Origin of the sequence: Bacillus sp. AFS017336, from assembly GCF_002555445.1 — a bacterium.
Lineage (GTDB): Bacteria > Bacillota > Bacilli > Bacillales > Bacillaceae_G > Gottfriedia.
Genome location: NZ_NUCO01000021.1, coordinates 206,322 through 232,873, shown reverse-complemented (window position 1 = coordinate 232,873; position 26,552 = coordinate 206,322). Strand labels below are relative to the sequence as shown.

Sequence of the window (26,552 nt, the reverse complement as noted above, 5' to 3'; positions counted from 1 at the left end):
AACCTCAGTTTAAATTAAACTTGAGGTTTCAAAAATTTATCTGTTAATGCATTGTTCACACATTCAGGAACTAAATCTTTTACATTACCACCATATTTAGCGACTTCCTTCACAATTGAAGAACTTAAAAATGAATATTGATTATTTGTCATGACAAAAAAAGTATCAATTTCATCTACTAGTTTTTTGTTCATCGCTGTAATTTGCATCTCATACTCAAAGTCTGATACTGCTCTAAGACCTCTTAAGATCGCAGAAGCATTTATTTTTTTCGCGTAATCCATTAATAATCCACTAAAAGAATCAACACGCACATTTGGTATTGATTTAGTTGCTTCTGCAATTAATTCTGTTCTTTCTTCTAAAGTAAATAAAGAATTTTTAGCAGAGTTATTTAATACAACAACGATGACCTCATCAAATACTCTAGCTCCACGCTTAATAATATCTAAATGTCCTAAAGTAATCGGATCAAAACTCCCAGGACAAACTGCAACACGTTTCATCTTTTACCCCCTAAAATTACTCCATACAAGTATGATACACTGATACGCCACAAATTCCATATTTTTCTGCTTTTGTTCGTTCAAATTTCCCTATTTTTTCTGGTAATTCGATATCAGTGGCATGTTCTACTAAAATAGTCCCATCTAAGGAAAGTAGATTTTTATCGTCAAAAGTTTCAATTAATGAAACAATTTGTTGCTTTTTATAAGGTGGATCTAAAATAATTAAATCGAATTGAATTTCTCTTTTAATAATGGCTTTAACAGCTCTCTCAGCATCATTTCTATATACTTCCGCACGATCTGACAGATTACAAGTTGCTAAATTTTCTTTAATCGTTTTAATAGCTTTCATTTCGCGGTCAACGATAATTGCTTTTTCCATCCCTCTACTTAGAGCTTCGATCGATAGCCCACCACTTCCACCAAATAAATCTAGTGCTATACCACCTTCAAAATATGGACCAATAATATTAAACATTGCTTCTTTTACTTTATCGGTTGTCGGTCTAGTACTCATTCCTGGAACTGCTTTTAAACTTAAACCTTTATTTTTACCTGACACTACTCTCATATATTTACACCTACTATTTATTTCTTTTACGAAAATATCCTATCACAATTTTCCAGAAACAAAAACATTTCTTTCCATATTCTCCTACTAATGTATAAAATCATTCACTTTGGTAATAACTAACTTTAACAACATCTCAGTTGATGTTGTTGCCAACCGCGGAGAAGACTTACGTTTCCCCATAAGTTCTTCCTCCGGTTTCTCCTCTCCCTTTGCCTTCTTTTTTAGTGATTACACTTTAATAAGAGGGGCCCTGCATTTGCGGGGTTTTTTTTTATGCCTGAATCCTGTAGAATAAATGTTGCATTTGTCATCATCACTATTTTAGACACACATAATCGTATTTATGTTTTAAGGGGGAGCACTCATGATTCAACGCATGATTGAAATTGGAGAAGGATACTCAGATCTATATGAACTTTTTGAAATTGCTACATCACAAAAAGATCGAGTTAAACATCTTCTTAAATTAACATCAGAAAACAATGGCACAAAATGCTGCTCATTTGCAGTTATATTAAACCCTACTTCTATTGGGGAATTTCAACCAATATATTATTGTAGAGAGGGTATTACACTAAAAGAAGAAAAAATAACGAAGCGAGAAGAGCTTTGTGAAGAATTAGCTACAACCTTAAACAAAGAGATTATTACATTACACATTAGACACTCTAGCTCATTTCATGAAAATGATTTATTCCATCAATACATTATCGGTATACTCCGATTAAACCACTTAATACCACCGATGAAGTAAAAGGCTTAAGCCAACTAAAAGAAGGCATGCAAGAATAGGATTTAAGGCCCTTATCCCTGCCTAAAAAAAACGATTGAACGGTTTTTTAATTTAAGTTTGGGATTACCCTTCCTAAATTAATCAATACCATTCAATCGTTTTTAATCTACTTGATAATCATATTCCTTTGCTTCATCTGGTTTTGAGTTCTCGTACTCAGTCTTAATAAAAGGTTTATATGATAATTCAATTCGTTTTACAAAATGAAATTTTTTCAATCTCTCTACAGTTCGATCTATATCATCCATATTGCAATATAGGACTACGTATTTCAAACGTTTAGAGACAAAGTGAATATTTCCAAATTTACGTAACATTTTTGCTTGTTTTAATGATTGTAAATAAATAATAATACCTTGTCTTTGCACGAACATAGCTTTCTCCTTTAAAAATCCGTTAAAAATAGAATATCATATCCCAAATTTCTTTTGCAACGAAACTTTCATAAATAGTTTTTAGAAAGGATTGAAAATTATGTTAGATGATGTTTGGGAGCAATTTTTTAGCTGTATTTCAAATTATAAACAAATTACCCACTATTCAAACAAACTAATTTGTGGCACAAATTTTTTATATATCCAATCCGACAATTTACTTACTGATGAATCCATAAAAAAACACCTTATTTCTTGCTCGAAAAAAATCACTGAACAGTTCAAACTAATTTATCGAGTCGAGTTTGTCAGAAAAGACAATAACAATTATGTTTTTAGTCATCGATTTTACGTTCCAAATAAAAAAATGTTTTGTTGTGGAAATAATTGTGCCAATTGCACTAGGTTTCGTAAATAAAAAAAGACTCACTATTTTAAATAATGAGCCTTTTAAATGTTATTACTTCGTTTTACATCCACACTTTCCACCTGTACCACAGCCACCTGTACTACATCCTCCACCTGTGTTTACAAAGAATGGATTTCCCGCAGGTACTTTTACTGATGGTGATACAGACTGAGCAATTAAATAACTTGTCTCATCTAAAAGTAACTGAACTGCATCTTCCGCTTGCTTAAAAGCAGCGATAGTATCATTTAATTGTAGCTCTCTTTTCACTTCACTCATTTTTTTACGAATTTCTTTATAATCTGGATGATATTTTCCAAATCGTTGGACATCCTCGTATAAATCTTTCATTTTCGTAAAACGGCTAATGATCTCTTGAGCAGTTAGATCATTATTTAAAGCAATATATGAAGCCCGATATTGATCTGCAACATCTGAGTGTACGATCATTGAAGCAAGTTCTTCTGAGACTGAAATAAGTTGCAAGGTTTCCATTGTTGCATACATTTCCTTACACCTCCAAGAGTAAACTATATCACATTTAAATCCTTAAATAAAAGAACTTGACCTAAGCTTTTATATGATCAGAAATATTAAATTCATTTATCTTCCATTTTCCATCTTTGAATTCTATAAAATTCGCACATGCATTTTTTAAAGTTGTCCTAAAAGTAACTTTTTCAGGATCAATTGCATGTAAAATTGCTTTGATAGTATGTGAATGGGCAACAATTACAACACGCTTTCCTTCATTGGTTTGAGCAATTTCTTTTAATGCGTTAAATGCTCGTTCAATTAATTCCTCGTTTGTTTCCATTCCTTCTACATTATTATTATAAATGTTTTCGTGATAATCGGAAACAGGTTTTCCACTTGCTTCACCAAATTCTCTTTCCAAAAATCGCTCATCTTCAATTATTTCATCTATTTTAGCAAACTCCGCAATTGCCGCTGCAGTCTGCTTCGCTCTAACTAACGGACTTGTTATAACTGTGTCCCACTTTTGATTACCTAAGTATAGTGCGCTATCCTTAGCCTGCTGCTTACCAATCGTATTTAAAGGAATATCTTCTCTTCCTTGAATAATATTGTTAAAATTCCAATCAGTTTGTCCATGTCTTACTAAACAAATTTCTGTCATAACTACTACTCCTTTCGAAACTTGCTTTCTCCATTGTAGCAAAAAGCTATGACAGATTGAACTATTAATCCTTTTTATCTTCCTTCGGTTCATTATCCGAAGTTTCGCTACTTACATCTTGCTGTTCTTTAAATACTTGGAACATGTCAATCATAAATGATGCCATTTGAACTTGATTTGACAATTTATCAACTCGTTGTGGAATTGTTTTACCAAAGAATTCAAGTGATGCCAGTCTAAATTCATTTGTTAGCTCAGGATTTCTAGCAAGTTTACGATACCATTTAGGCTGTTGTCTAATATATTTAATATAATCTTCTTCACTCTGAAGAAATTCTAAAATATCTTTTCTCATTAGAGATCTCCTCAATCCTGTCTAAAATTAAATTGTTGTGACGCTGGCTTTTCTTCTCTTTGACTCGTTGAAGTAGCTGGAGATTTAAATTGCGAAATTAGTTGTTGTATATTAGTTAATGTTGAATTTACATTTGATAGATGGTCTTGTATTTGATCTGGATCTAAATTTTTTACAAATGAAATGACCTTTCCAACATACCCTTCTTCTGATTCTTCTTTTTTGGCAGTTTTCTTTTCGGACTTTTTGTTACCATCATTCCTAAAATCATCCCACATCTCATGAGTTTCACCTTTATAGTACCAGTCCTCAAAATATTGCTGCCATGTTTTATTTCCAGTTTTTACTTCTTCTCGAAGTTTCGGATGCTCCATAACGAATTGCCTAAATTGTTCGATCGATGGACGACTATTTTCATTTCCCATTCGTATCACTCCAATTAAAAGCATTTACTACAAAATTATGTCTAATGAATAATTTTGTGCTTGTATGGAAATAAAAAAATCAAGCACCAACTTTCGCTTTTGCTTGATTTTAGTCATTATTTTATAAAATTTTGAGTGTAATATTTATCAAAGGCACCAACACCAAGTGTAGAATATTCTTTCTTATACATATTCTCTCGATGGCCTTTACTATTGATCCATCCATAAACAGATGCAATACCATCTACATAATTAGCTGAAATATTTTCACCAGCTAATCTATATGGAACATTTGCATCGTTTAAGCGATCAGATAAACTGCCATATAAATTTGAGTAGTGATCAAAATATTTATTTTGAACCATATCTTTACTATGACCTAGAGCTACTTTAGCAGCCTCACTATTCCATTTTAAAGTACTTAAATTCATTCTTTTTCGATAGACGTTCGTCAAATTAAATATCTGTTTTTCCTCTTCACGATCTACAATTGCTTCTTGGAGTGTATTTAATTTTTTGGCGTTTATTAAATTTCCACTATAAATTAGCTCGTACGGTTTTTGTTTAACTAAAGTTTCAGGTGATAAATAACGAATACCTAATAAACTGCCAGTAAAACGGTCAAAATAAAGTTGAGCAAAACAATTACTTAATGATACTAGAGGTCGTTCATGTAAATCTGACGGTGTTAATTTAAAAGTATATTGATTATTTAAAATCGAAAATGAAACTTTATCGTGGACTGTGACATTGTCCATTGTTTCTTCATAGTGGCTTCCCATTACGAATGGTGAGATATCAACATCATTACCGGCAACAAAAATTGTTACTACTTTACCGTTGAGTACACCAAATTGAGTATACTTTAAAGCATTTGAATCATAAACTAACCAATCATAGTCATATTGAGAGGGAACTTTTCTTGACGGTTTTCCAAAATTTTTTATGATTTCTTGTTCGCTTTTACCAATATACTGAGATACAGAATATTTTACATTTTTAGTACTTGCGTTTTCAATCATTGGCATATTCACATCTTCTACTCTTTGATAATGTTTTAACGAGGATACATTGGTAATCCACTCTTTAATAAGTGGGCTGAACATAAAAACCGTTATAAAACTTATTGTAAAAAAGAAAAGTTTTATAAGTTTTTCCATTAATATCTTCCCTTCCCAATTGTTAACTCTAACTTTATATATCCATTGTAGCCAAATTATTCAAAAAAATATATAAATTAGTTAAAATACATTTATCAGCTTTTCATTGCTAATTATTGTCATTGATAATATTATATTAGTAGGGATTTTTTCTAAGTAATTTAGGGGGTAATAACATGAAATTTGAGAATACAAATTTAGAAAATCATGTAGTAAATGTAAATTTATTAACTGAAATCATGGAAGAACTAGGCTTTGTCCTTGCAGGTCAATGGGATTACCAAAGAGTAACTTACGATTATAAATTTGAACAACGTAACGAAATATACTACCTACGTGTTCAAGGGTACGCTGTTGAAGGACATGTTGAGTCAAGTAAAGGTAAAATCCAATTACTTACTCCACTTTTAGGTAAATACTATTATCCGCACGGTGTAGAATACGGTGAAGGTGAGAACTTCCCAGAAAGTATCGTTGAAAAAAGTGAAAGCTTACTTAAAAAAGCAGAAGAGCAAATTTCTCTTGTAAGTAAGTTCATTATTCTATAATTATTAAAAAGAGTGAGTAAAAAGAAGTACAACTTCCATTACTCACTCTTTTATTTTTTTAAAATCCTAAAACAGCTTTAATAACTGAAGTAGTATCTCCGCCTTTGTAGAATACGTACAGTAAGCAATAAACGATCACACCTGTAATTGCTGTAAAAAACCAAATAATACTTGTAATTGGACCAATTTTTTTATGAAGCTTCAATTTGTTTTTATACCCTGAAATAATTGATACTAGTCCAAATACACCGCCTGTTGTAGCTAAGAATATATGGAAAACTAAAAATATGGTGTAATACAGTTTTAAGCTTTTTGGTCCCCCAAAAGAAGTATTCCCAATAAAGATTGTTCTTGATGCGTATATAATGAAGAATGCAAGTGCAAATACTCCACCGAAGAACATGACTTTCTTATGTGCCTCTACTTTTCTTTTGGCAATAAGATACCAGCCAATTGCAACAAATATAGCACTAATGACAATAAAGCTTGTACTTATTGTCGGTAAAATTGGTAACGAATTCAAAATTTCCACCCCTACGATTTTTTAAGCAATAATGGATTACTACTGATTGGATCAATTTTATTTCCATTTTGTTCTCTTCTAGCCCACTTGAAAAAATTATAACCTATAACACAGCCATAAACTATTTCCTGGATAATTTTCATAATAACTCCACCAACCTGCTGATCTTCTCTAGCAGACATAAAGTTAAATACTTCTGGACCAGAAATATTTAACGATTTTAGTAAATCAGGTGATACGCACAATTCCATCGCCTTACTCCACACTGCCGGATCATTATAAGTTGCGTAAAATGGATGACCTGCAAATATGATAAGTGCACATGCTGGAGTTAATAAAATACCATTTCCGAACATATAACCGATCTTTTGAATATCGGATAAAGTTTGTCTATCTGGTAAGTTATTAATAACAGGAAACCACATAAATACTGCCATGAAAAATAATATATTTGTAAATAAGAAATGATAAACTGTATTCGTTTTTACAGTATCAAATACAAGTGGGTAATGATAAATAGAAAATACTACATTAAAAATAATTAAAGCAATTAATGGTTTCGTAGCAATCGTAAAGAAAATGTTAACGATCTTTGGTTTAAGTATGTTTCTCCATAACCAATTTGGAATACCAATAATTAAAAAGATCGGTGCAACTAAATATAAAACAGCCATTTCAGTCATATGTGCACTAAAAATAATATGACCTATTAAATCAATTGGACTACCTTGGGCAATATAAACTAACAAAATTCCAAGAATAAAATACACTTTTTGCTTAGTTTCAGTTATGTGCTCTTTATCTTTGTATTTATTAATTATGTAAAAATACCCCAAAGTGACTAAAACTAAAAACACAAATAAATACGGACTCCAAAGTGCTTTAAACCCGAACATCCCTAAGTTAATCATGAATGCACACCCTTTATTTATTCTATTCACACTTACTATTTTTACCTAATGCTTAAATTAATATTGGACTATGTAAAATTATTGTAGATTTTGGGGCTTTTAACAAAAACCTTTACAAGGCAAAAAAAATTTATGCATTATGACTATCATATAATATTTGATGTAATTATCCAAACTATTATACTACTAAATTATAACAGTAATAACGTTTTATTCAAATTAAAATACTATGTGAAAACGTTATGCTTATTTAAATGATTTTTATTGTATCTTGCTAACCATGTTATATTACATATCTTGAACAAACTTGGTTAGATGCAATTTAGTCTTCATTAAATTAAATACATTATGGCTAGTTTGACTTGAAAAATATTAATTAAAACAATAGACACGAATCTGTTCGTATCTCTTAAGTGATGAAATATATAACAGTCAATAGTTAAATCTTTGTTTCTATTATCTTTTTCAGATTTTAAAATATTCAAGAAGATAAATGTTAGAAGGCTACGTTCAATTTATTAGTTTATTAGATAGAGTGGTAACAGACGGAGTAATAAAATATTATAACGAAAGGGTGCCCGGCTCCTATGGGTAATGCGGGAAGCCTAAGACCCCGCAGGCGCGCTAAAGGAGGCCCAAGGTCTCACCCCATGGATAACGAGCAGTAGCGGAAATCAACATCATATAGCTTCCTTTAAATTGATAAATATTGTTGATTAATTGCCAAGCTCTTTTTTCAACAACTTGAGCCACGTATCATTACGTGGCTATTTCTTTAACGATTTCGATAAATATTTTGCTTATGTCAGTAAGTTTTTTATTTTTAGGATAGATGACCCACAAATCTTTAAAAACGAATTCATTGTTTTCTTTGTAAGGTATTGATTTTATAATCCCACTGATAATGTCCGGATGAAATTTAGCTCCTGACTCATTTGAATAGACAAATACATTATGTTCTTTAACAGCCTCTGTAAGAATACTCATGCTGTTTGTAGTAAACTTGATTTTATTTTTATTCATTTTAATTAACTTAGAATAATAATAATTAGAATAGATGGAATAGCATGCTGTTTCCATGTTTAATACATCAGCATGTGTTACGAATTCAAAATGATAGAGTGGGGAGTTTTTACTAACAATAACATGAACTTGATCAGTCCGAATTAAATCATAGTTAATATTTTTTTCACTCTCTAATATTTCTAAATCTTGAGGGAAAAAGCAAAAGTCATACTCAGTGTGTTTAATCGTTTCCATTATTAATGCTGGATCTTTTTCCTCGATATCAATTGTTACGTTAGGGTGCTCAACATTAATTCTGTTCAATGCACGTTGAAGTACTGTTGAAAAAGTAGGAGTAGCTACTATTTTCAAATGTACCTTTTTGTTGTTTTTATAATCAAATAACTCTTCATTTAACTTACTAATTAATTGTAAGACTTCACTAGCTCTATTAATTAAAATGTTTCCTTCTTCAGTAGGAAATGTTCCTTTTCTTGATCGGTTAAAAATAGTTATTCCCAATTCGTTCTCTAATTGAGAGATTGATTGACTAAGTCCCGAACTTGTTATATGTAATTTTTCTGCAGCTTTAAGTATAGATTTCTCACTTGCAACTTTCACTATATATTCCATTTGCTCAAAATTCATAATTTCTCCTCGGATACTAGTTTACACATTTATTTTTTCACTCAATTGAAACTGTATACATTCTCAACAGGAAAAAGTGGTGTATTTTAAATGGACACATTCATTATGCAACTAAAGTTGGAGTAGGTCAATCAACTATAAAAACGATTAAACTATGAAGCCAAGAAGTCCTTTATTTAAACTTCAATATAGCATTAAAAAAATCTTCTTTAAAAATCTAAAAATAAAAAAAGGAAGTGAATAAAATTCACTTCCTTTTTTTCATCATAACCAGATAAGTGTTAAGAATGTCAATAGTGTAATAACAGCAACAGTAAGTCCTGAATATAGGAAGAAAGCTTGTGTGCTGTGACCTTTATTTTTCATGTGCATGAAATAGTAAAGTTGGAACACTAATTGAACAACAGCAAGTAATAAAATAAATGGTACTGTAAAATATGGATCCATTTTATCACGGTAAAGTACTGCTGCAAATGATGCTAGAGTTAATATAATCATTAAAGCGAATGAAATTAATTGTTGCTTCATTTCTTCTGCATGTTTACGACGATGATACTTTAATTCAACTTGATTTCGTTCTTGATGAGAGCTTGCACCCATATTCTTATCCCACCATTCCCATTAAGTATACTACTGTAAAGATGAAAATCCACACTACGTCGATAAAGTGCCAGTATAAACTAGCTACATAGAACTTTGGAGCGTTGTGTAAATTTAAACCTCTTCCGCCATTTCGAAGCATTAAAGTAGTGATCCATAGTAAACCAACAAATACGTGGGCACCATGCGTTCCTACTAAAGTATAGAATGAAGAACCAAATGCACTACTCTTAATTGTAAAATGATATTCGTGCATATAGTGTCTAAATTCGTAAATTTCTAATAATAAAAATCCTAGACCTAATAAAACAGTAATTCCTAACCATAACATCATTTTTTTGTGTTCAAAGTTTTTCATGTGGTACATTGCGTAAACACTTGTAAGTGATGATGTTAAAAGTAACATAGTTGCAATGAATACTAATTTAGGTTCGAACATTTCTGAAGCACTAGCTCCACCAGCAGTAGAGTTTCTTAATGCTAAGAAAGTACCAAATAATGATGCGAATAATACAGTTTCTCCACCAAGAAATAGCCAGAATGCTAAGAATTTATTTTTACCTTCTTCTGTAGCTTTTTCAGGGTTATGAGGAAACGTTTCAGCTGTAAACTTTTGCATTTCCATTATGCCTCAACCCCCTCATCTGCTATATCTTCTTTATGGATATGGAATCCATGATCATCAATCCAAGAACGTAAGAACATTGAACCGAAAGTGATGAATAAACCAAGAGCTAATACTCCAACTGCTGTATGGTTCTTTAATTCATCATTATACATTGCACCAAATGCTGCAATAAATAAGCCTATAGACATAACGAACGGTAGAATAGATGAGTTTGGCATATGAATATCACCTAGTGGTTCAGCAGGTGTCATTTTGCCATTCCCTTCCATTTTCTCTACCCATAGAGCGTCTAATCCACGTACATATGGAATTTGAGCAAAATTATATTCTGGTGGCGGAGAAGAGATTGTCCATTCAAGGGTACGACCTACACCCCAAGCATCTGCATCTGCCTTCTCACCTTTAATTGCTGTATAAACTACATTGATTAACATTACAATTGTCGCAAGACCCATGAACATAGCTCCGATTGAGCTGATCATGTTTCCAGTATCTAAACCTTGTCCTGGTAAGTATGTAAAGTAACGACGAGGCATACCCATTAAACCTAAGAAATGTTGGATAAAGAATGTTAAATGGAAACCGATAAAGAATAATGCGAATGTTAGTTTACCTAATTTTTCATTTAAAATTTTACCAAACATTTTTGGCCACCAGTAGTGTGCACCAGCAAATAAACCAAATACTACCCCACCTACGATTACGTAGTGGAAGTGAGCTACTACGAAATAACTATCATGGAACTGATAGTCAGCAGGAGCTGCTGCGTTCATAATACCTGTTACCCCACCTAGTACGAATGATGGAATAAATGCCACTGACCAAAGCATTGGTGTTGTAAAACGAATTTGTCCGCCCCACATTGTTAATAACCAGTTAAAGATTTTAACACCTGTAGGAACTGCAATTGCCATTGTTGCAACAGCGAATATTGCATTTGCTACTGCGCCAAGACCATCAGTAAACATATGGTGAGCCCAAACCATGAATCCTAAGAAACCGATTAATACTGTAGCGAATACCATTGAAGAATATCCGAATAATCGTTTCTTTGAGAAAGCCGGAATGATATCAGAGAAGATACCAAATGCCGGTAAAATAAGAATATATACTTCCGGATGTCCGAAGATCCAGAATAAATGTTCAAAGATCATTGAGTTACCACCTAATGAAGCATCAAAGAATGCTGTTCCAAATAGGCGATCAAACATTAATAATGCTAACCCGATTGTTAATGCCGGGAACGCGAATAAAATAAGTGCTGATGTTACAAATACAGTCCAAGTAAATAGGGGCATACGCATGTATGTTAACCCTGGAGCACGCATGTTAATAATCGTTGCTAAGAAGTTAATACCACCTGCTAATGTACCAATACCTGAAATTTGTAGACCTAATAAGTAGAAGTCTACACCATGAGATTTACTTTGTAGAGCGAGTGTCGCATAAGATGTCCAACCTGCGTCAGGTGCTCCACCTAAGAACCAACTTAAGTTTAAGAATACTCCACCTACGAAGAATAACCAGAAACCTAAAGAATTTAAAAACGGGAATGCTACGTCACGAGCACCTATTTGTAAAGGTACTACCGCATTAAAGAAAGCAAAAATCATCGGCATCGCCGCTAAGAAAATCATTGTTGTACCATGCATTGTTAATACTTGATTATAAGCATCACCTACTAAAAAGGTGTTGTCTGGCTTAATTAATTGTATACGAATAAATAACGCTTCCATTCCACCAACTAAGAAAAAGAATCCGCCTGCGATTAAATACAGGATAGCAATTTTCTTATGGTCGACTGTCGTTAAGTAGTCCCACAATAGTGGTTTCTTTTTCGCTACAGAACTCACAGTATTACCCCCTTTGCTTCATATCCATTAAATTATTTTGCAATTTTCAAGCTAGTTAAGTATGCAGTTAACTTATCAATCTGATCTGAAGTTAAATCACCATATTTACCTGCCATAAGGTTACCTGGTTTCATTGATTCTGGATCAGTTAACCATTTTTTGATGTTTGCTTCGTTATTTTTAGCAATACCAGCAACCATATCACGATCACCGAAGTTCGCTAAGTTTGGAGCAAGTCGTGCAGCTGGTGGTCTAGTATCATTTGCATCTGCAGCATGACAACCAATACAGCTTTGTTTGAAGATTTTTTCACCTTCTTGAGCATCTGCTGTTACAGCTTGACCTTTTTGATTTTTCATATCAGCCAACCATTTATCGTAAGCAGCTTGACTTACAACTTTAACTTTAAATTGCATTAATGAATGTGAAGGACCACAAAACTCTGCACAGAATCCATTATATGTACCTTCTTTATCAGCTGAAAGCCACATTTTGTTTACACCTTCAACGTTTGTATCAAGTTTACCTGCTAATGATGGTACCCAGAATGAGTGTTTGATATCTTGACCTTTAAGGTTTAAGATAACTTTTTTCCCAACCGGAATATACATGTCTTGAGAAGTTACAAATTTTTGATTAGGATATTCAAATTCCCACCAGAAAAGATGAGCGTTTACATTTATAACAATTGCATCCTTTTTCTTCTCATCTTTTGTAATTTGCTTCTCATCTGAAAGCTTAAACGTCTGTGATACTGTTGGTACTGCTAATACGATAAGTAAAATAACAGGAATAATAGTCCAAAGAAGTTCTAAAATATGATTTCCTTCTACTTGCTTTGGAATAATATTTTCTTCTCCTTTACGGTGACGATATTTCACGATCACGTAAAGGAAAAGTACTGTTACAACAGCAACAACGAATACCATGATAATCGTACTTAGCTTCATTAGATCGTATTGCATTTTTGCTACTTCACCTTGAGGATTCAGTGTAGATTGATTTGCATGTCCACATGCACTCAAAATAACTGCTATCAAGGAAATTAGCGAGACTAATCGCCAATGTTTCATAAGTATACTTCCCCCTCTTTCAATTTAAAGTGTTTCACTCTTATTTTAAAAATAAGATTAAACAAACAATAAAAAAATCCCCCGTAATACCCCTAATTAAAACGAAATTGTAAACACAATCATTGACATAAATAGAAGAGTTAAATAGTTAATCGAGTATATAAACATTAATTTCGAGAACTTTTGATCGTCCTTTTGTTTATAACAATATAATCCTAAAATAACCCATCCAATATTCAATATTGTTGCAAAAATAATAAATGGTAAACCTAGAGCTTGCATGTAAAATGGCAGTGGTAATAAACATAATACCCAGATCATCACTTGACGTTTCGTCATTTCAAATCCGTAAACCACTGGTAGCATTGGAATTCCCGCTCTTTTGTATTCTTCAGAACGTCTCATCGCAAGTGCTAAAAAATGCGGTGGTTGCCATATAAACATGATTAAAAACAGCATCCAAGCAATTGGATGCAAGTTCGCATCGATTGCTGCCCATCCAATTAATGGGGGTGCTGCACCAGATATACTACCTACTACTGTGTTTAACGTGTAATTACGTTTCGTCCAAAGAGTGTATAGTACGATATATGTAAATGCACCAATAAATGCATATACAACAGCCATTAAAGTTGTGAAAGCCATACATGTGAAGCCAAGAATTAATAAAATAATACCAATAGATATAGTAACACTTGGTTTGATGTTACCAGTTACAGTTGGTCTATTTTTAGTTCGCTCCATATACGGGTCAATATCGCGATCAATATAGTTATTGATTACACATGATCCTGCAATAATCAACGACGATCCAATTACTGTTAAAATCGCCTTTGGTAAAGAATCCAATATATCTAATCCATTAATCTGGATTGCTAACCAAATACCTGTAAACGTTGTAAGTATATTAGAGTTTACGATCCCTATTTTCATTAAAGAAAGTAGATCTTTCTTTAGTGAACTAGAAGGATGATTAGTTTCTCCGTTGTTAGAAACATTATTAGCTAATTGTTCCAAGTCAATCCTCCTCTTTTTTTCAAAACTTCATTTTTCATACCCATTTTTTTATGGTTAAAATGAAATATTAATTTAAATATACTTCTATTAAACTAAATTGAATGAAATTTTTGTGATAAATATGTGACAAAATTGTGTACGTTTCAAAAAAATTTTAACGTATACAGCATATCTTTTCAATACTAAATACTATTTAATTATAAAATTAATTATTTCTATATTTTAGAAATGAATACATTCAAAGCGAAGAAAAAACAAATATTATGTCTAAATATGAAGGTTACCTTTGAATTTTATGTCGGAATCTTATATGATATAGAAGTATTATTTGCAGAATAATTTTTTTAATAAATAAATTTTAAAATTATTATTATTTTATAAAAGTGGGTGTGTATACTTTGCTACGTGTTTTAAAAGGGGTATCATTAATAACCTCATTCATACTTTTAATTGTTTTATTGGGTGGGGCACTCGTAACAAAGACTAATTCTGGACTTGGCTGTGGTAGATCATGGCCGCTATGTAAAGGCCAAATTATTCCTGATCATTTAACGATTCAAACTGTAATTGAGTTATCTCATCGAGCTGCATCAGGCCTTGCCGGAATATTTGTTCTATTATTGGCAGTGCTTGCTTGGATTACGATTCCTCATAAAAGAGAAACAAAGTTTTTAGCAATTATATCTTGTATTTTTTTAGTAGCTCAAGCATTAATCGGAGCTGCTGCTGTCGTTTGGGGACAAATCCCTGCAGTTAAAGCAATTCATTTTGGTATATCTCTAATTTGCTTCGCAGCTGTAGTTATGTTGACTTTATTAATTTTCGAACAAGACCGTAATTACCAAAGAAATACTTTTTATGTCGGTAAAAAAATGAAATTTCATACTTATGGATTGTGGATTTATTCATACTTAGTAGTTTATACAGGGGCTCTTGTTCGACATGAAAATGCTAGTTTAGCATGTCCTAGCTGGCCGCTTTGCAGTAAAGTAAACAATGGTATTCCAACTCAACTCCACGAATGGATTCAAATGGGACATCGTTTTGCAGCCTTTCTTCTATTCGTATGGATTGTGATCGCATTTGTACATGCATTTAAGTACTATCGAAACGAACGTGGTATTTATCTTGGATGGGTTGTTTCTCTTATCCTAGTTACGCTTCAAGTGATTTGCGGAGCTATGATTATCTATACAAATCTAAACATTTATGTAGCTTTAACACATGTTATTTTAATTTCCTGCTTATTTGCGATTTTCAGTTTCCAAAGTTTAGTTTGTACTAGAAGTAAAAGTTCAGATGCAAATTTACTTCAAAATAAAAACATCTCATAAAAAAGGTATTTCTTCTACAGTTACGTAGAAGAAATACCTTTTTTCATTCATTTCAAAAATTAACAAAGCAAAGAGTACTTGGGTGTAAAGTTCCTGCCCAAGTACTCTTAAACTCGTTCGTTAATTATCTTTGTTCTAACTCAATTAATAGATCACCTGTAGAAATACCTTCTCCAGAAGCGATTAAAATGTCTCTTATAACGCCTGTAAATGGTGATTGTACAGTTGTTTCCATTTTCATTGCCTCAGTTATTGCTAATGTTTGACCTTTTTCAACAACATCGCCTTTTTTAACAAGTACATTTAAAACTGTACCTGGCATTGTTGCATTTATATGGTTCGGATTACTAGCATCCCCTTTTCTTTTTTGAACGACAGTTGATTTAATTGAATAATCTTTAATTACGATTTCACGTGGCTGACCATTTAATTCAAAATAGATCACTCTTGTTCCATCAGGCTGTGCTTGTCCAATTGAAACTAATTTAACGATCAGCGTTTTACCACGCTCAATATCAACTTTAATCTCTTCATCTAGTTTCATGCCATGGAAGAAAGTTGGTGTATCTAGTACTGATAAATCACCATAACTTTCTACATTTTTTTGATAATCCATAAACACTTTCGGATATAAGCAATAAGCCAATATATCAAAGTTTGTAACTTGACGATTTAGTGAACGGAATAAATATTCTTCAACATCTTTAAAATCAATCGGCTTTAATGACTCCCCAGCTCGTTCTGTTAACGGTTGTCTACCTTTTAAGATAATACGTTGTAAACTCTTTGGAAATCCACCATGAGGTTGTCCTAATTGACCTTCAAAAAATTCAATTACAGAATCTGGGAAATCAATGTTTTCACCTTTTTCGTAAACTGAATCCTCATCTAAATTATTTTGAACCATAAACAACGCCATATCTCCAACTACTTTAGAAGAAGGTGTAACTTTAACTACATCTCCAAATAGTTGATTTACTCTACCATACAGATCTTTAACGTCTTCAAATCGATCTCCTAAGCCAACACCTTTAGCTTGTTGCTTTAAGTTAGAATATTGACCACCTGGCATTTCGTGTTGGTATACCTCTGTATGAGGGGAGACCATTCCACTTTCAAAGCTAGTGTAATATTTACGTACGCCTTCCCAATACGTTGATAATTGTTCTAAACCATTAATATTTAAATTCGTCTCATGATTTGAACCTTGAAGAGCATAGTATAAACTATTTGCACTTGGCTGAGATGTTAATCCAGACATGCTTCCAATTGCAACGTCTACTACGTCAACGCCAGCTTCAATTGCTTTAACGTAAGTATATAAACCATTTCCACTCGTATCGTGTGTATGTAAGTGGATTGGTAAATCTACTGTATCTTTCAATTCACTAATTAGATTGTAAGCTGCCTGAGGCTTTAATAAACCAGCCATATCTTTAATAGCAAGTATATGCGCACCAGCTGCTTCTAAATCCTTTGCAAGCTCTTTATAATAAGCTAGATTATACTTTGTTCTTGTTGGGTCTAATATATCACCTGTGTAACAAATTGATGCTTCAGCAAGCTTTCCGCTATTGCGTACTGCATCGATCGCAACTTCCATACCTTTAACCCAGTTTAAACTATCAAATATTCTAAATACGTCAATTCCAGCTTGAGCTGATGCTTCAATAAATTTTCTAACAAGATTATCTGGATAATTTTTATATCCAACTGCATTCGATCCACGGAATAACATTTGGAATAAAACATTCGGTACTTGATTTCTTAAATTTAATAGTCTTTCCCATGGGTCTTCGTTTAAAAATCTGTAAGCAACATCAAAAGTTGCGCCTCCCCACATTTCCAGAGAGAATAAGTTAGGTAATAATTTAGACGTTTGTTCTGCTATTGTAGTTAAGTCCTTTGAACGAATTCTCGTTGCAAGAAGCGATTGATGAGCATCCCTAAATGTAGTGTCAGTAAATAACACATTTGATTGATTTTTTAACCATTTTGAAAATTCATCTGGGCCTAATTTGTCTAATAATTGTTTCGTTCCAGCTTCAGGTACTTTAATATGCTCTACATTTGGTAAGATAATCTCATCAAAAGTAGGTTTTTCATTAACAGATATTCCAGGAAATCCATTAACAGTCACGTTACCAATATAATTTAATAATTTTGTTCCACGGTCTCTTCGTTTTGCAAATACGAATAATTCAGGAGATGAATCGACAAATGAAGTATTATATTCACCAGACAAGAAATCTGGATGTGTCGTTACATTCTCTAAAAATGGAATATTTGTTTTAATACCACGAATACGGAACTCTTTTAAGTTTCGATTTAACTTTGCAATTGCACCATCAAATGTTAAAGCATGTGTAGTTACTTTTACTAATAACGAATCATAATATGGTGTAATAACAGCACCTTGGAAGCTGTTACCAGTATCTAAGCGTACTCCAAATCCTCCACCTGAACGATATGCCATAATCTTACCTGTATCTGGCATAAAATTGTTTAGTGGATCTTCTGTCGTAACACGTGCTTGAATGGCAAATCCAATTCTTGGAATATCTTCCTGTAATGGAATGCCAATTTTATCACTATGTATACCATTTCCTTGTGCTATTAAGATCTGAGTTTGAACAATATCAACACCTGTAATCATTTCAGTAATTGTATGTTCAACTTGAACACGAGGATTTACTTCAATAAAATAAAACTCATTACCCGAAACTAAAAATTCTACAGTTCCAGCATTTACATAATCTACTTCTTTCATCAGTTGAACTGCTGCATCACAAATTCTAGTTCTAAGCTCTTCAGTAATAGAAGTACAAGGTGCAACTTCAACTAATTTTTGATGTCTTCTTTGAATAGAACAATCGCGTTCAAATAAATGAATGATATTCCCCTGATTGTCCCCAATTATTTGAACTTCAATATGTTTAGGGTTTTCAATAAATTTTTCAACATAAACTTCATCATTACCAAAAGCAGCTTTTGCTTCAGATTTTGCACGTTCATATGCATCCTTTACACCAGCATTTGTACGTACAATCCTCATACCACGACCGCCACCACCTAAAGCAGCCTTAATGATAATTGGGAATCCAAAAGTCTCACCAAATCCCTTAACATCATCCAATGACTCAACAGGACCGTTACTACCTGGAATAATTGGTAAATTTGCTTTAAGTGCTTGCTGCTTTGCTTTAATTTTATCGCCAAAAATATCTAAATGTCTTGAGTGTGGTCCAATAAAAGTAATTCCTTCTTCTTCACATCTCTCGGCAAATTTAATATTTTCAGATAAAAACCCATAACCTGGATGGATTGCATCAACATTGTTTTTCTTTGCTATTTCAATAATACCTTCAATATCTAGATAAGCATCAATTGGCTTTTTACCTTTACCAACAATATATGCTTCGTCAGCTTTATAACGGTGATATGACCCTTCATCTTCTTTAGAATAAATACCAACTGTTCTAATACCTAACTCAGTACATGCTCGAAATACTCGAATTGCTATTTCTCCTCTGTTAGCTACTAGAACTTTTTTAATCTGTTTCGTGTAAGTCATTTTTAAGCCTCCTGTATTATATGAAAGATAATTATCAATAAATTAAGAATAAACTTTTTAAAAATGCATGATTAAAGAATTTATAAAGTTTCTTTGTTAATCTTATTACGTATTGAAATATTCATTAAAATACCAACCATAGAGAGCATAACGATTAATGAGGTTCCCCCGTAACTTACAAATGGTAAAGGAACACCAGTAAGTGGAATTAACGATGTAACTCCTCCAATATTTACAAATGATTGAATCACGATGCTCGCACTAATTCCTGTAGCTAATAATGAATCAAATGAATCATTTGATTTATGAGCAATTAGCAACCCTCGCCAAACAATCATAAATATACATAAAATAACAACAATAACGCCTATTAAACCTGTTTCCTCGCCGATAATCGCTAAAATGAAATCAGTGTGTGGTTCAGGTAAATAGCCTAATTTTTGGATACTTTTTCCTAATCCAACTCCTGTAAATCCACCATTTGCAAATGCAATTAACGAATTTACGATTTGAAATCCAATCCCTTGAGCATAATCAAAAGGATTTCGGAATGCTAAAAATCGGTTAACTTGTACATCAGTTAATCCAATACCTAAACTAATACATATACTAATTAATGGATAGAGTAATCCAATCCCGCCTACAAATAAGAGAATTAGTCTTTTAACAATAAAACCGCTACAAAACGATACGACTGCACAAGTTCCTATAATTAATAAAGCTGTACCCGTGTCAGGCTGTAATCGTAATAAAATAATATACAATGCTACAATTACCCATGGAGCAAATAGCATCTTCCAGTTTTTTGTTATTCTCTTTTGTCTTTTTGAGTACCAACCGGCTAATAGAATAATAGAGCCTAATTTTATTAACTCAGCTGGTTGTATACCAAAAACCCAGCTTTTAGCGTTATTTCTAACTTCACCAAATAGTAAAACAGCCACAAGAAGCGCAATACTTATTACTACATTTAAAATCATCACAATACGCTTTCTAAAGAAAGTTGCAGGTACAAACATTAAGAATAAACATACAACCATCCCTACTTCAAAAGCTATTAATTGCTTTTTAAAGAAATAATCATCTGGCCAATGTTTACTTTGATACTTAATAGATGGTAACGGTGAACTTGCACTGTACACCATGATTAAACCAAATAAACATAAAATTATTAATGGCACAAAAATCATATAATCAATATTTTTCAAATATTTTTTTAACATTATTTAATCATCCCTGCTTTGATTAATTATACTTTATGTATTCAACTATTTTCCTAAATTCCCTTTATAAATAAAAACATTGTAACATAGATTAATAGATTTAATACTTATAACAATTAAAAAAATTCACAAAAAAAAGCCCAAACATTAATTGTTTGAACTTTTGTTACAAATATTATTTATTCCTTTGATCTGTAAACGCTTCATGCAAAGCAGATAGTCGTCGCTCAAGTTCAGAAAGAAGTTCTTTACCTTGTTCTACCTCAATTAAACCTAATCGAGAAGCAAAGTCAATTTCCCTTGATAAACCAAACATTTGAGTATCTAAAACCTCTTCATATAGAGGGCATTGTGGCATTGTTAAATGATCAAGTTGCACATTTATTAATTTTAAAATCTTTTCAGCATCTTTTTTTAATAATTCAAATGCTTTATCTTTGTAATCTGTTACAGCATCAGACCTCAATTTTCTCCCTCCGCTTCCGTACAAGCTATCTATTTAATATTATAGTTCTTTTAAGGAAAAATCAACTTAAATCATAAGTTTTACAAATATGTAATTTAGATAATTTTATTATTGCAACAGTTTAATTATTAAAGTTTTCTTAGATAATAAAACGCTGAATTTATAATTAGCTAGTTTTCTGAAAAGATGTATGTTGATTTCCGCTCCGGTTGTTCGCTTTTTATGGGGCTAGAACAGGGTCATAAGGCATTCCTGCGAAGTCTTTAGTTTTCCCGTAATCCTCATAGAAGTCGAGTAACTTACGCTCCACTCAACCTTCTTATTAATCTCTATTTTATCTTTTATTCAAATTATTATCTCTACTAAACAAATATGTTGATCTTTATGACTAAATTAAGGTTAATTAACTAAGTATCTTAGCGACAATATTATACTGCCCTTTACCTCAATAGAAAAATCGACTATAAGCCGACTATGTTGCACAACTAATACATGCATTTAATGAAAAAGATTTAATTGTAATTAAGTATTAATGTGTCAACATCTTGGCATACAACTTTAATAGTAACACCATCTATTAGTTGAATATTTACTTGTAACCATTCACCTTGAAAATCACGTTCATTTCCAATAGTATTAGGTTGATCTCCATAATTACTTTTTATTTTGGATAATGATTTTTCTATTAAATCTCCTTCTGTATCAATATTAATGTCTTCAATAACAGCCTCGTCCCAATGACCAATATAATCAAATCCGATATGATTCTTACAAATTATATTAACCACTGTTTTATTTGTACTTGAACTTTCTATTACTATTGTTACGTTACTGTAATCTATTTTTATTTCTTCAAATTCCCAGTCATGCCAATCACTCTCGTTTATTTTATTAATGTTGGAATTCATCATGATCCCCCTTATCTACAATCTAAGTAAGTATATCTCCTAACAAAAACGTAAATCTTTTTTACATATTGGGAATTAATTTGTCTCATGATGTTCATCAAAGCTTGAAGAACAAATAATTTTTAATTCCATCGAATCCTTTAATGATCATCTATGTTGTTAATACATTGAAACATTTGATGAATATGGAATTCCCTTAAAATAGGTAACTTGGATTTTATGCTCCTGAATATTTAATTAGTTAAATGAATTTAAACGAATTTCAGTCCTATTTCCGTTCATTTGATTGTCTTTTTTCATTGAATAGTCGTACACTATAAAGAGACTTAGTACATAGAAGGGGTTTTATAGTATGAGTGAAGTTTTTCAATTAACTGGTAACGTGGAATTTCCGTTGACGATTGATCCAAGTGTTTGGATTTTTGATGAGAGAAAAGTTAAATTAGAGAGTTTGTTAGCTGGTGAATTAAAAAAGGTTGATGAGCTTGAACAATATACTAAAAGTGTTTCAAAGCATTGGGATCGTGAAATTGTTGAAGGTGCGAAGGTGGATAATAGTCCTTTATTTGCTACTCAGAAAAAAGAATGGCTTAAGGAATCGTATGCGATGCCATTTTCGTATTTTATCGATAATAGTAAACCTAAAAGTCGCGATTCAGAAGTTACAGTTGAAACAGATCGTGGAGTAATCAAATTACCTTTTGAAGTGCTATATGAAAGTTATTTAGCCTTTTCATACAATGGTAAACGAATTTCTGAAAATGGGCCAGTTCACTTGTATTTTGTTGATGGTTCAAATAAGGATAACCCGATTACTTCAATAGTGAAAATTATATTGTAGCAAAAATAACATCTTACCAAATATAACTGGTAAGATGTTTTAGTTTTTATTCTTGTGGTTCTACAAAAGATCAGCTGCAAGCTGTGCGATTGAAGAACGTTCACCTTTAATTAATTTTACATGGCCACTTATTTTTTGATCCTTAAATTTTTCAACTACATATGTTAATCCATTATTGTATTCATCTAGATAAGGATGATCAATTTGTTCAGGGTCTCCCATTAATACGATTTTACTCTTATCACCAACACGAGTTAAAATCGTTTTTACTTCGTGTCTTGTTAGATTTTGTGCTTCATCAATTATAATAAATTGCTCTGGGATACTTCTCCCTCTTATATAAGTTAAAGCTTCTACTTCAATTGAGCCCATTCCAGCTAAGATAGCATCTAGTTCACCAGGTTTTTTAGTATTAAACAAATATTCTAGATTATCATATATTGGTTGCATCCAAGGCCTTAGTTTTTCGTCCTTTTCACCTGGTAAATAACCAAGATCTTTACCTACTGGAACGATCGGCCTAGCTACTAATAATTTTTTATAACTTTGTAGGTCTTCACTTTGCATTAATCCTGCCGCTAAAGCTAATAATGTTTTTCCAGTACCGGCTTTACCGATTAATGTTACAAGTGGGATATCGTCGCGTAATAGTAATTCTAACGCCATTGATTGTTGAGCATTTCTAGGTCTTATACCCCAAATATGTTCGTTTGAAAAAACGAATTTCTTAATTTTTGTTCCCGTTTTATCAACAACGCCAAGTGCTGAACTTTTACCGCCTAGAGCATCCTTTAATACGATAAATTGATTAGGATAAAATGGATGATTTGCAATATCCGAAACCGGAAGCTCAGTCTTCTCGTAAAACTTATTTAATAAATCTGTATTTATGTAATACTCCAAATACCCGGTATAAATATGGTCGACTTCAACCACTCTGTCGCTTAAATAATCTTCTGCAAATAAATTAAGGGCATCCGCTTTAACACGAACTAATGTATCTTTACTTACTAAGATGACAGTTTTTCCATTTTCTTTTGCCTCTTCTTCAAGAGATAAATTTTTCGCTACTGCTAAAATGCGATTATCATTCGTTTTTTCAACAAATATCTCTTGTAATTGCTGAAACGAACGATGATTTAATTCAATTCTAAACGAACCACCATTTTCAAGAGGAATACTTTCATGTAATTTCCCTAGTTCTCGAAAGCTATCAATTAATTTGGATACATACCTAGCATTACGACCTACTTCATCCATATATCTCTTCTTTGAATCAACTTCCTCTAATACAACAGCTGGTACAACTACTTCGTTATCTTCAAATGAAAAGATTGCTAGTGGATCTTGCAATAGTACATTGGTGTCGAGAACATATATTTTACTCAATCCTTAACCTCCTGACTCAAATAACTCAGAATAGAATCATTAAATTTATTTCTAAATTGATTGTTCTTACCTTTTGTTAATTGTCGAAGAATGGACGAACCGTTTATATATTATATGAAACTCTCTCTACTTTAGAATAGTTTTTAATGTTCAAAGGATCTTAGTCCGTTTAAAACAGCTACATCTAACTTTTTTGCCGCCCTTTCATCGTATGTTTTTGCATATTCAGGTTCGGCTGTTATTTTAGAGCCATAAAACAATATATTTTTCACTTCATTTATATCTACTTCTATACAAGCTAATTTCAACGGTATCCCAGGCATTTGCTTCGTTAGAATTTTTGCGTTACCAGAAATATTGTAAACTGCCTCATTTGAAAATAAGCTGAATGACACTCCATTAACTGCTTCAATATTCGATAAAATTGCGGATCTTTGATCTACAGCAAAACGAATTGTTTTTTCATCTAAAGCAGTAAACCAAGAAATTGCATTCATAATTGGAACTTTCTTTTCGGTGTTAAATGTACTTAAAAAAACAATCTTTTCTTTATTGCAGTCTTCAAACAAACCCGGTGACAATGTTTTCTCAATACTGTTTGCCATCACTATTTCATCTCCTTTAAATAAAGAGTATACTAATATAATTCAAAGTTTTTTTAAAACTTCCTGCTAAAACCACTGTTTTCTAAAAATATATTCTAAAACCTGTTATAATTATGTTAACTTAAGTTACATATATAAGGAGAGAAATTTCACATGAGAGTTAAATGCATGATTTGTGATAAAAGCGAATCAATTAGCGACGAGTCCCCTATTGCTAAAAAACTAAGAAATCGTCCGATCCATACATATACATGCTCCGAGTGCCACGATCGAATTAAAATTAAAACTGAACAAAGAATTGCAACAGGAAAGTTCCGTTTCTTAAAACCTGTAAAGGATAATGACGAGTGGTAATCAGAATATGAAAAAAGAAACCTATTAGGTTTCTTTTTTTTGTGAGTTGCTGTATTTGTGCATAAATGAGTGAGTTTTGTTCATAAACTGTGAGCTGCTGCTATTTTGGTTGGCAAACCAAAAATAGTTTTAACAAAAAAACCTAGATTAATTTCTATATATTTCAAAGTGTTGAGATTTGATGGTAATATTTCTTTTAATGTTGTTATTGATTTGTTTTAATAGATAATTTGTTTGGGCATACCAGCAAACTTTAGAAAAGACCTCTTTTTCAGAATCTCATTATTGAGATACTAATTGTTTGTAGAAGATTCATCTATTAATTTATAAGGAGACGATTTACCGATGGTAGCAAAATAACCGAGTATTTAATTTCTATTTTTCTCAAAATAAATGAGATTAATAAGGTGCTTTATTGCATGCTTTTTTATTTTGAAGTAGTTGATTGGAACGGAAGGAGGCTCGACTCCTATGGGATAAGCGGGAAGGCTGAGACCCCACAGGCGCAGCCGAGGAGGCTCAAGAATCTCGCCCCATGGAAAGCGAGAATCCTGTAGTGGAAATCAACCACATACCGCTTCCTTTATATAAAAAAAATAATTGATTAAATTGACAAGTTCTTTTTCCCACTATGTAAAAAAACCTAGATTAATATCTAGGCTTTTAATACTTTTCCGGATTTACTTTTACTTGATCTAAAAAACAATCAATCATTTCAATTGGAAAACGAGTTGTACGTTCTTTTTCTGCTTGAGTAAATGTAATTAAATAAAAATCTTCCATTTTATCAATTTTTACGTTTGATACTTGGTGATCCTCTTTTAAAATCGAATCAAACATCTCATACGTCTCTTTAGCAGCTTCATCAGATGGTCTGCCTTCATAAATTACTTTAATCGTTAACCAATTATATAAAGCGTCCTGAACAGATTTCATCTTATACCAACTTTCTATAACTTGTTACGTTATGTAGTAGCTTTACTCTTTTTTGATTGATGTAGACGAATCTTATAAACACCTAATACAAAAACACTTGCTAGTAGTGCCTCTACAATTGGTATTCTAAGAGCTAGGAAAGTTAGCAAGCTACATCCAAGCATTAGTAGAATATAAATGACCAGCATTTTAAGGATACTTAATTTTTTGGCAAATCCTAAATGATATACTACAATACAAAGCACTACGATTAGAGCATATAGTATCCACATTGAAAGTCTTACATCATGGGTTGTATTTATTAGTTGTGTGATGACAAATTCGAATCCCTTTGGAGCTTTTTCCAAATCCATATCCCCCTATTAAATGACAAAAT

At 32.2% G+C, this 26,552-nt stretch carries 29 protein-coding genes; 5 read left to right on the top strand and 24 right to left on the bottom strand.

Features of this window, described 5'->3' with window-relative positions:
* Positions 1–14 precede the first annotated feature (14 nt).
* Entirely contained in the window at positions 15–506 is a 492-nt protein-coding gene (gene coaD / locus CN601_RS12950; protein ID WP_098117662.1) for a pantetheine-phosphate adenylyltransferase, read from the bottom strand.
* A gap of 16 nt (positions 507–522) precedes the next feature.
* Complete coding sequence (gene rsmD, locus CN601_RS12945) at positions 523–1,080, bottom strand: 16S rRNA (guanine(966)-N(2))-methyltransferase RsmD (protein WP_098171268.1); 558 nt, start codon at positions 1,078–1,080, stop codon at positions 523–525.
* A gap of 367 nt (positions 1,081–1,447) precedes the next feature.
* Between rsmD and CN601_RS12940 the strand changes: the two genes are divergently transcribed.
* A complete protein-coding gene (locus CN601_RS12940; protein ID WP_098117665.1) occupies positions 1,448–1,837 on the top strand; it encodes a DUF7147 family protein in 390 nt (129 codons plus the stop codon).
* Between the two features lie 140 nt (positions 1,838–1,977).
* Here the strand turns inward: CN601_RS12940 and CN601_RS12935 are convergent, their stop codons facing one another.
* The 6 genes from CN601_RS12935 to CN601_RS12910 all read right to left on the bottom strand — a co-directional run bounded on the left by CN601_RS12935 (position 1,978) and on the right by CN601_RS12910 (position 5,740).
* Positions 1,978–2,250, bottom strand: a complete 273-nt coding sequence (locus CN601_RS12935) for a YlbG family protein (protein WP_098117667.1) — start codon at positions 2,248–2,250, stop codon at positions 1,978–1,980.
* A 460-nt stretch (positions 2,251–2,710) separates the two neighbouring features.
* Positions 2,711–3,166, bottom strand: coding sequence for a YlbF/YmcA family competence regulator (locus CN601_RS12930; RefSeq protein WP_098117668.1), 456 nt, complete (start codon positions 3,164–3,166; stop codon positions 2,711–2,713).
* 61 nt (positions 3,167–3,227) lie between these two features.
* Complete coding sequence (locus CN601_RS12925) at positions 3,228–3,800, bottom strand: histidine phosphatase family protein (RefSeq protein ID WP_098117670.1); 573 nt, start codon at positions 3,798–3,800, stop codon at positions 3,228–3,230.
* A 64-nt stretch (positions 3,801–3,864) separates the two neighbouring features.
* Positions 3,865–4,155, bottom strand: a complete 291-nt coding sequence (locus CN601_RS12920) for a YlbE-like family protein (protein WP_098117671.1) — start codon at positions 4,153–4,155, stop codon at positions 3,865–3,867.
* 11 nt (positions 4,156–4,166) lie between these two features.
* Complete coding sequence (ylbD, locus tag CN601_RS12915) at positions 4,167–4,580, bottom strand: YlbD family protein (RefSeq protein ID WP_179865546.1); 414 nt, start codon at positions 4,578–4,580, stop codon at positions 4,167–4,169.
* 116 nt (positions 4,581–4,696) lie between these two features.
* The gene (locus tag CN601_RS12910) at positions 4,697–5,740 is read right to left on the bottom strand and encodes a CAP domain-containing protein (protein WP_098171267.1); all 1,044 of its coding nucleotides are present in this window, start codon (positions 5,738–5,740) and stop codon (positions 4,697–4,699) included.
* A 176-nt stretch (positions 5,741–5,916) separates the two neighbouring features.
* Here CN601_RS12910 and CN601_RS12905 point away from each other — a divergent pair, with 176 nt between their 5' ends.
* Entirely contained in the window at positions 5,917–6,288 is a 372-nt protein-coding gene (locus CN601_RS12905) for a YugN family protein (RefSeq protein ID WP_098117676.1), read from the top strand.
* A gap of 58 nt (positions 6,289–6,346) precedes the next feature.
* On the opposite strand, the gene CN601_RS12900 is transcribed toward CN601_RS12905, so the two are convergent.
* The 8 genes from CN601_RS12900 to cyoE form a co-directional block, all read right to left on the bottom strand.
* Complete coding sequence (locus CN601_RS12900; RefSeq protein WP_098171266.1) at positions 6,347–6,811, bottom strand: DUF420 domain-containing protein; 465 nt, start codon at positions 6,809–6,811, stop codon at positions 6,347–6,349.
* An 11-nt stretch (positions 6,812–6,822) separates the two neighbouring features.
* A complete protein-coding gene (gene ctaG, locus CN601_RS12895; protein ID WP_098117679.1) occupies positions 6,823–7,722 on the bottom strand; it encodes a cytochrome c oxidase assembly factor CtaG in 900 nt (299 codons plus the stop codon).
* A 759-nt stretch (positions 7,723–8,481) separates the two neighbouring features.
* Complete coding sequence (locus tag CN601_RS12890) at positions 8,482–9,375, bottom strand: LysR family transcriptional regulator (RefSeq protein WP_098171265.1); 894 nt, start codon at positions 9,373–9,375, stop codon at positions 8,482–8,484.
* Positions 9,376–9,639: 264 nt separating this feature from the next.
* Positions 9,640–9,975 carry a cytochrome c oxidase subunit IVB gene (gene ctaF / locus CN601_RS12885; RefSeq protein ID WP_098117684.1) on the bottom strand — a complete coding sequence of 112 codons (336 nt, stop codon included), beginning with the start codon at positions 9,973–9,975 and terminating at the stop codon, positions 9,640–9,642.
* Between the two features lie 4 nt (positions 9,976–9,979).
* Positions 9,980–10,600, bottom strand: a complete 621-nt coding sequence (ctaE, locus tag CN601_RS12880; protein ID WP_098117685.1) for a cytochrome c oxidase subunit III — start codon at positions 10,598–10,600, stop codon at positions 9,980–9,982.
* Positions 10,600–12,456 (bottom strand): cytochrome c oxidase subunit I, encoded by a 1,857-nt coding sequence (gene ctaD / locus CN601_RS12875; protein ID WP_098117687.1) that lies wholly within the window; start codon positions 12,454–12,456, stop codon positions 10,600–10,602. The genes ctaE and ctaD overlap by 1 nt, the downstream gene beginning before the upstream one ends.
* Positions 12,457–12,488: 32 nt before the next feature.
* A complete protein-coding gene (gene coxB / locus CN601_RS12870; protein ID WP_098117688.1) occupies positions 12,489–13,529 on the bottom strand; it encodes a cytochrome c oxidase subunit II in 1,041 nt (346 codons plus the stop codon).
* Positions 13,530–13,625: 96 nt separating this feature from the next.
* A complete protein-coding gene (gene cyoE, locus CN601_RS12865; protein WP_098117690.1) occupies positions 13,626–14,546 on the bottom strand; it encodes a heme o synthase in 921 nt (306 codons plus the stop codon).
* Positions 14,547–14,944: 398 nt separating this feature from the next.
* Here cyoE and CN601_RS12860 point away from each other — a divergent pair, with 398 nt between their 5' ends.
* The gene (locus CN601_RS12860) at positions 14,945–15,880 is read left to right on the top strand and encodes a COX15/CtaA family protein (RefSeq protein WP_098171264.1); all 936 of its coding nucleotides are present in this window, start codon (positions 14,945–14,947) and stop codon (positions 15,878–15,880) included.
* Between the two features lie 124 nt (positions 15,881–16,004).
* Here the strand turns inward: CN601_RS12860 and pyc are convergent, their stop codons facing one another.
* The 4 genes from pyc to CN601_RS12840 all read right to left on the bottom strand — a co-directional run bounded on the left by pyc (position 16,005) and on the right by CN601_RS12840 (position 22,054).
* On the bottom strand, positions 16,005–19,454 hold the full coding sequence (pyc, locus tag CN601_RS12855) for a pyruvate carboxylase (protein WP_098171263.1): 3,450 nt from the start codon (positions 19,452–19,454) through the stop codon (positions 16,005–16,007).
* Positions 19,455–19,534: 80 nt separating this feature from the next.
* Positions 19,535–20,677: an FtsW/RodA/SpoVE family cell cycle protein gene (locus CN601_RS12850; RefSeq protein WP_098117693.1), complete on the bottom strand. Its 1,143-nt coding sequence runs from the start codon at positions 20,675–20,677 to the stop codon at positions 19,535–19,537.
* Between the two features lie 175 nt (positions 20,678–20,852).
* Complete coding sequence (locus CN601_RS12845; RefSeq protein WP_098117694.1) at positions 20,853–21,143, bottom strand: Fpa/YlaN family protein; 291 nt, start codon at positions 21,141–21,143, stop codon at positions 20,853–20,855.
* A 512-nt stretch (positions 21,144–21,655) separates the two neighbouring features.
* Complete coding sequence (locus CN601_RS12840; protein ID WP_142317347.1) at positions 21,656–22,054, bottom strand: hypothetical protein; 399 nt, start codon at positions 22,052–22,054, stop codon at positions 21,656–21,658.
* Positions 22,055–22,403: 349 nt separating this feature from the next.
* Between CN601_RS12840 and CN601_RS12835 the strand changes: the two genes are divergently transcribed.
* Positions 22,404–22,892, top strand: coding sequence for a hypothetical protein (locus tag CN601_RS12835; protein ID WP_098117697.1), 489 nt, complete (start codon positions 22,404–22,406; stop codon positions 22,890–22,892).
* A 60-nt stretch (positions 22,893–22,952) separates the two neighbouring features.
* Here CN601_RS12835 and CN601_RS12830 read toward each other — a convergent pair whose 3' ends face one another.
* Together CN601_RS12830 and CN601_RS12825 are read right to left on the bottom strand one after the other, a co-directional pair.
* The gene (locus CN601_RS12830) at positions 22,953–24,281 is read right to left on the bottom strand and encodes a PhoH family protein (RefSeq protein ID WP_098117699.1); all 1,329 of its coding nucleotides are present in this window, start codon (positions 24,279–24,281) and stop codon (positions 22,953–22,955) included.
* Positions 24,282–24,424: 143 nt separating this feature from the next.
* Entirely contained in the window at positions 24,425–24,886 is a 462-nt protein-coding gene (locus CN601_RS12825) for a PNPOx family protein (protein WP_098117700.1), read from the bottom strand.
* 153 nt (positions 24,887–25,039) lie between these two features.
* Here CN601_RS12825 and CN601_RS12820 point away from each other — a divergent pair, with 153 nt between their 5' ends.
* The gene (locus CN601_RS12820) at positions 25,040–25,240 is read left to right on the top strand and encodes a YlaI family protein (RefSeq protein ID WP_098117702.1); all 201 of its coding nucleotides are present in this window, start codon (positions 25,040–25,042) and stop codon (positions 25,238–25,240) included.
* A gap of 663 nt (positions 25,241–25,903) precedes the next feature.
* On the opposite strand, the gene CN601_RS12815 is transcribed toward CN601_RS12820, so the two are convergent.
* Both CN601_RS12815 and CN601_RS12810 read right to left on the bottom strand, forming a co-directional pair.
* A complete protein-coding gene (locus tag CN601_RS12815) occupies positions 25,904–26,176 on the bottom strand; it encodes a hypothetical protein (RefSeq protein WP_098171261.1) in 273 nt (90 codons plus the stop codon).
* Positions 26,177–26,205: 29 nt separating this feature from the next.
* Positions 26,206–26,523, bottom strand: coding sequence for a YlaH-like family protein (locus CN601_RS12810; protein ID WP_216854188.1), 318 nt, complete (start codon positions 26,521–26,523; stop codon positions 26,206–26,208).
* Positions 26,524–26,552 lie beyond the last annotated feature (29 nt).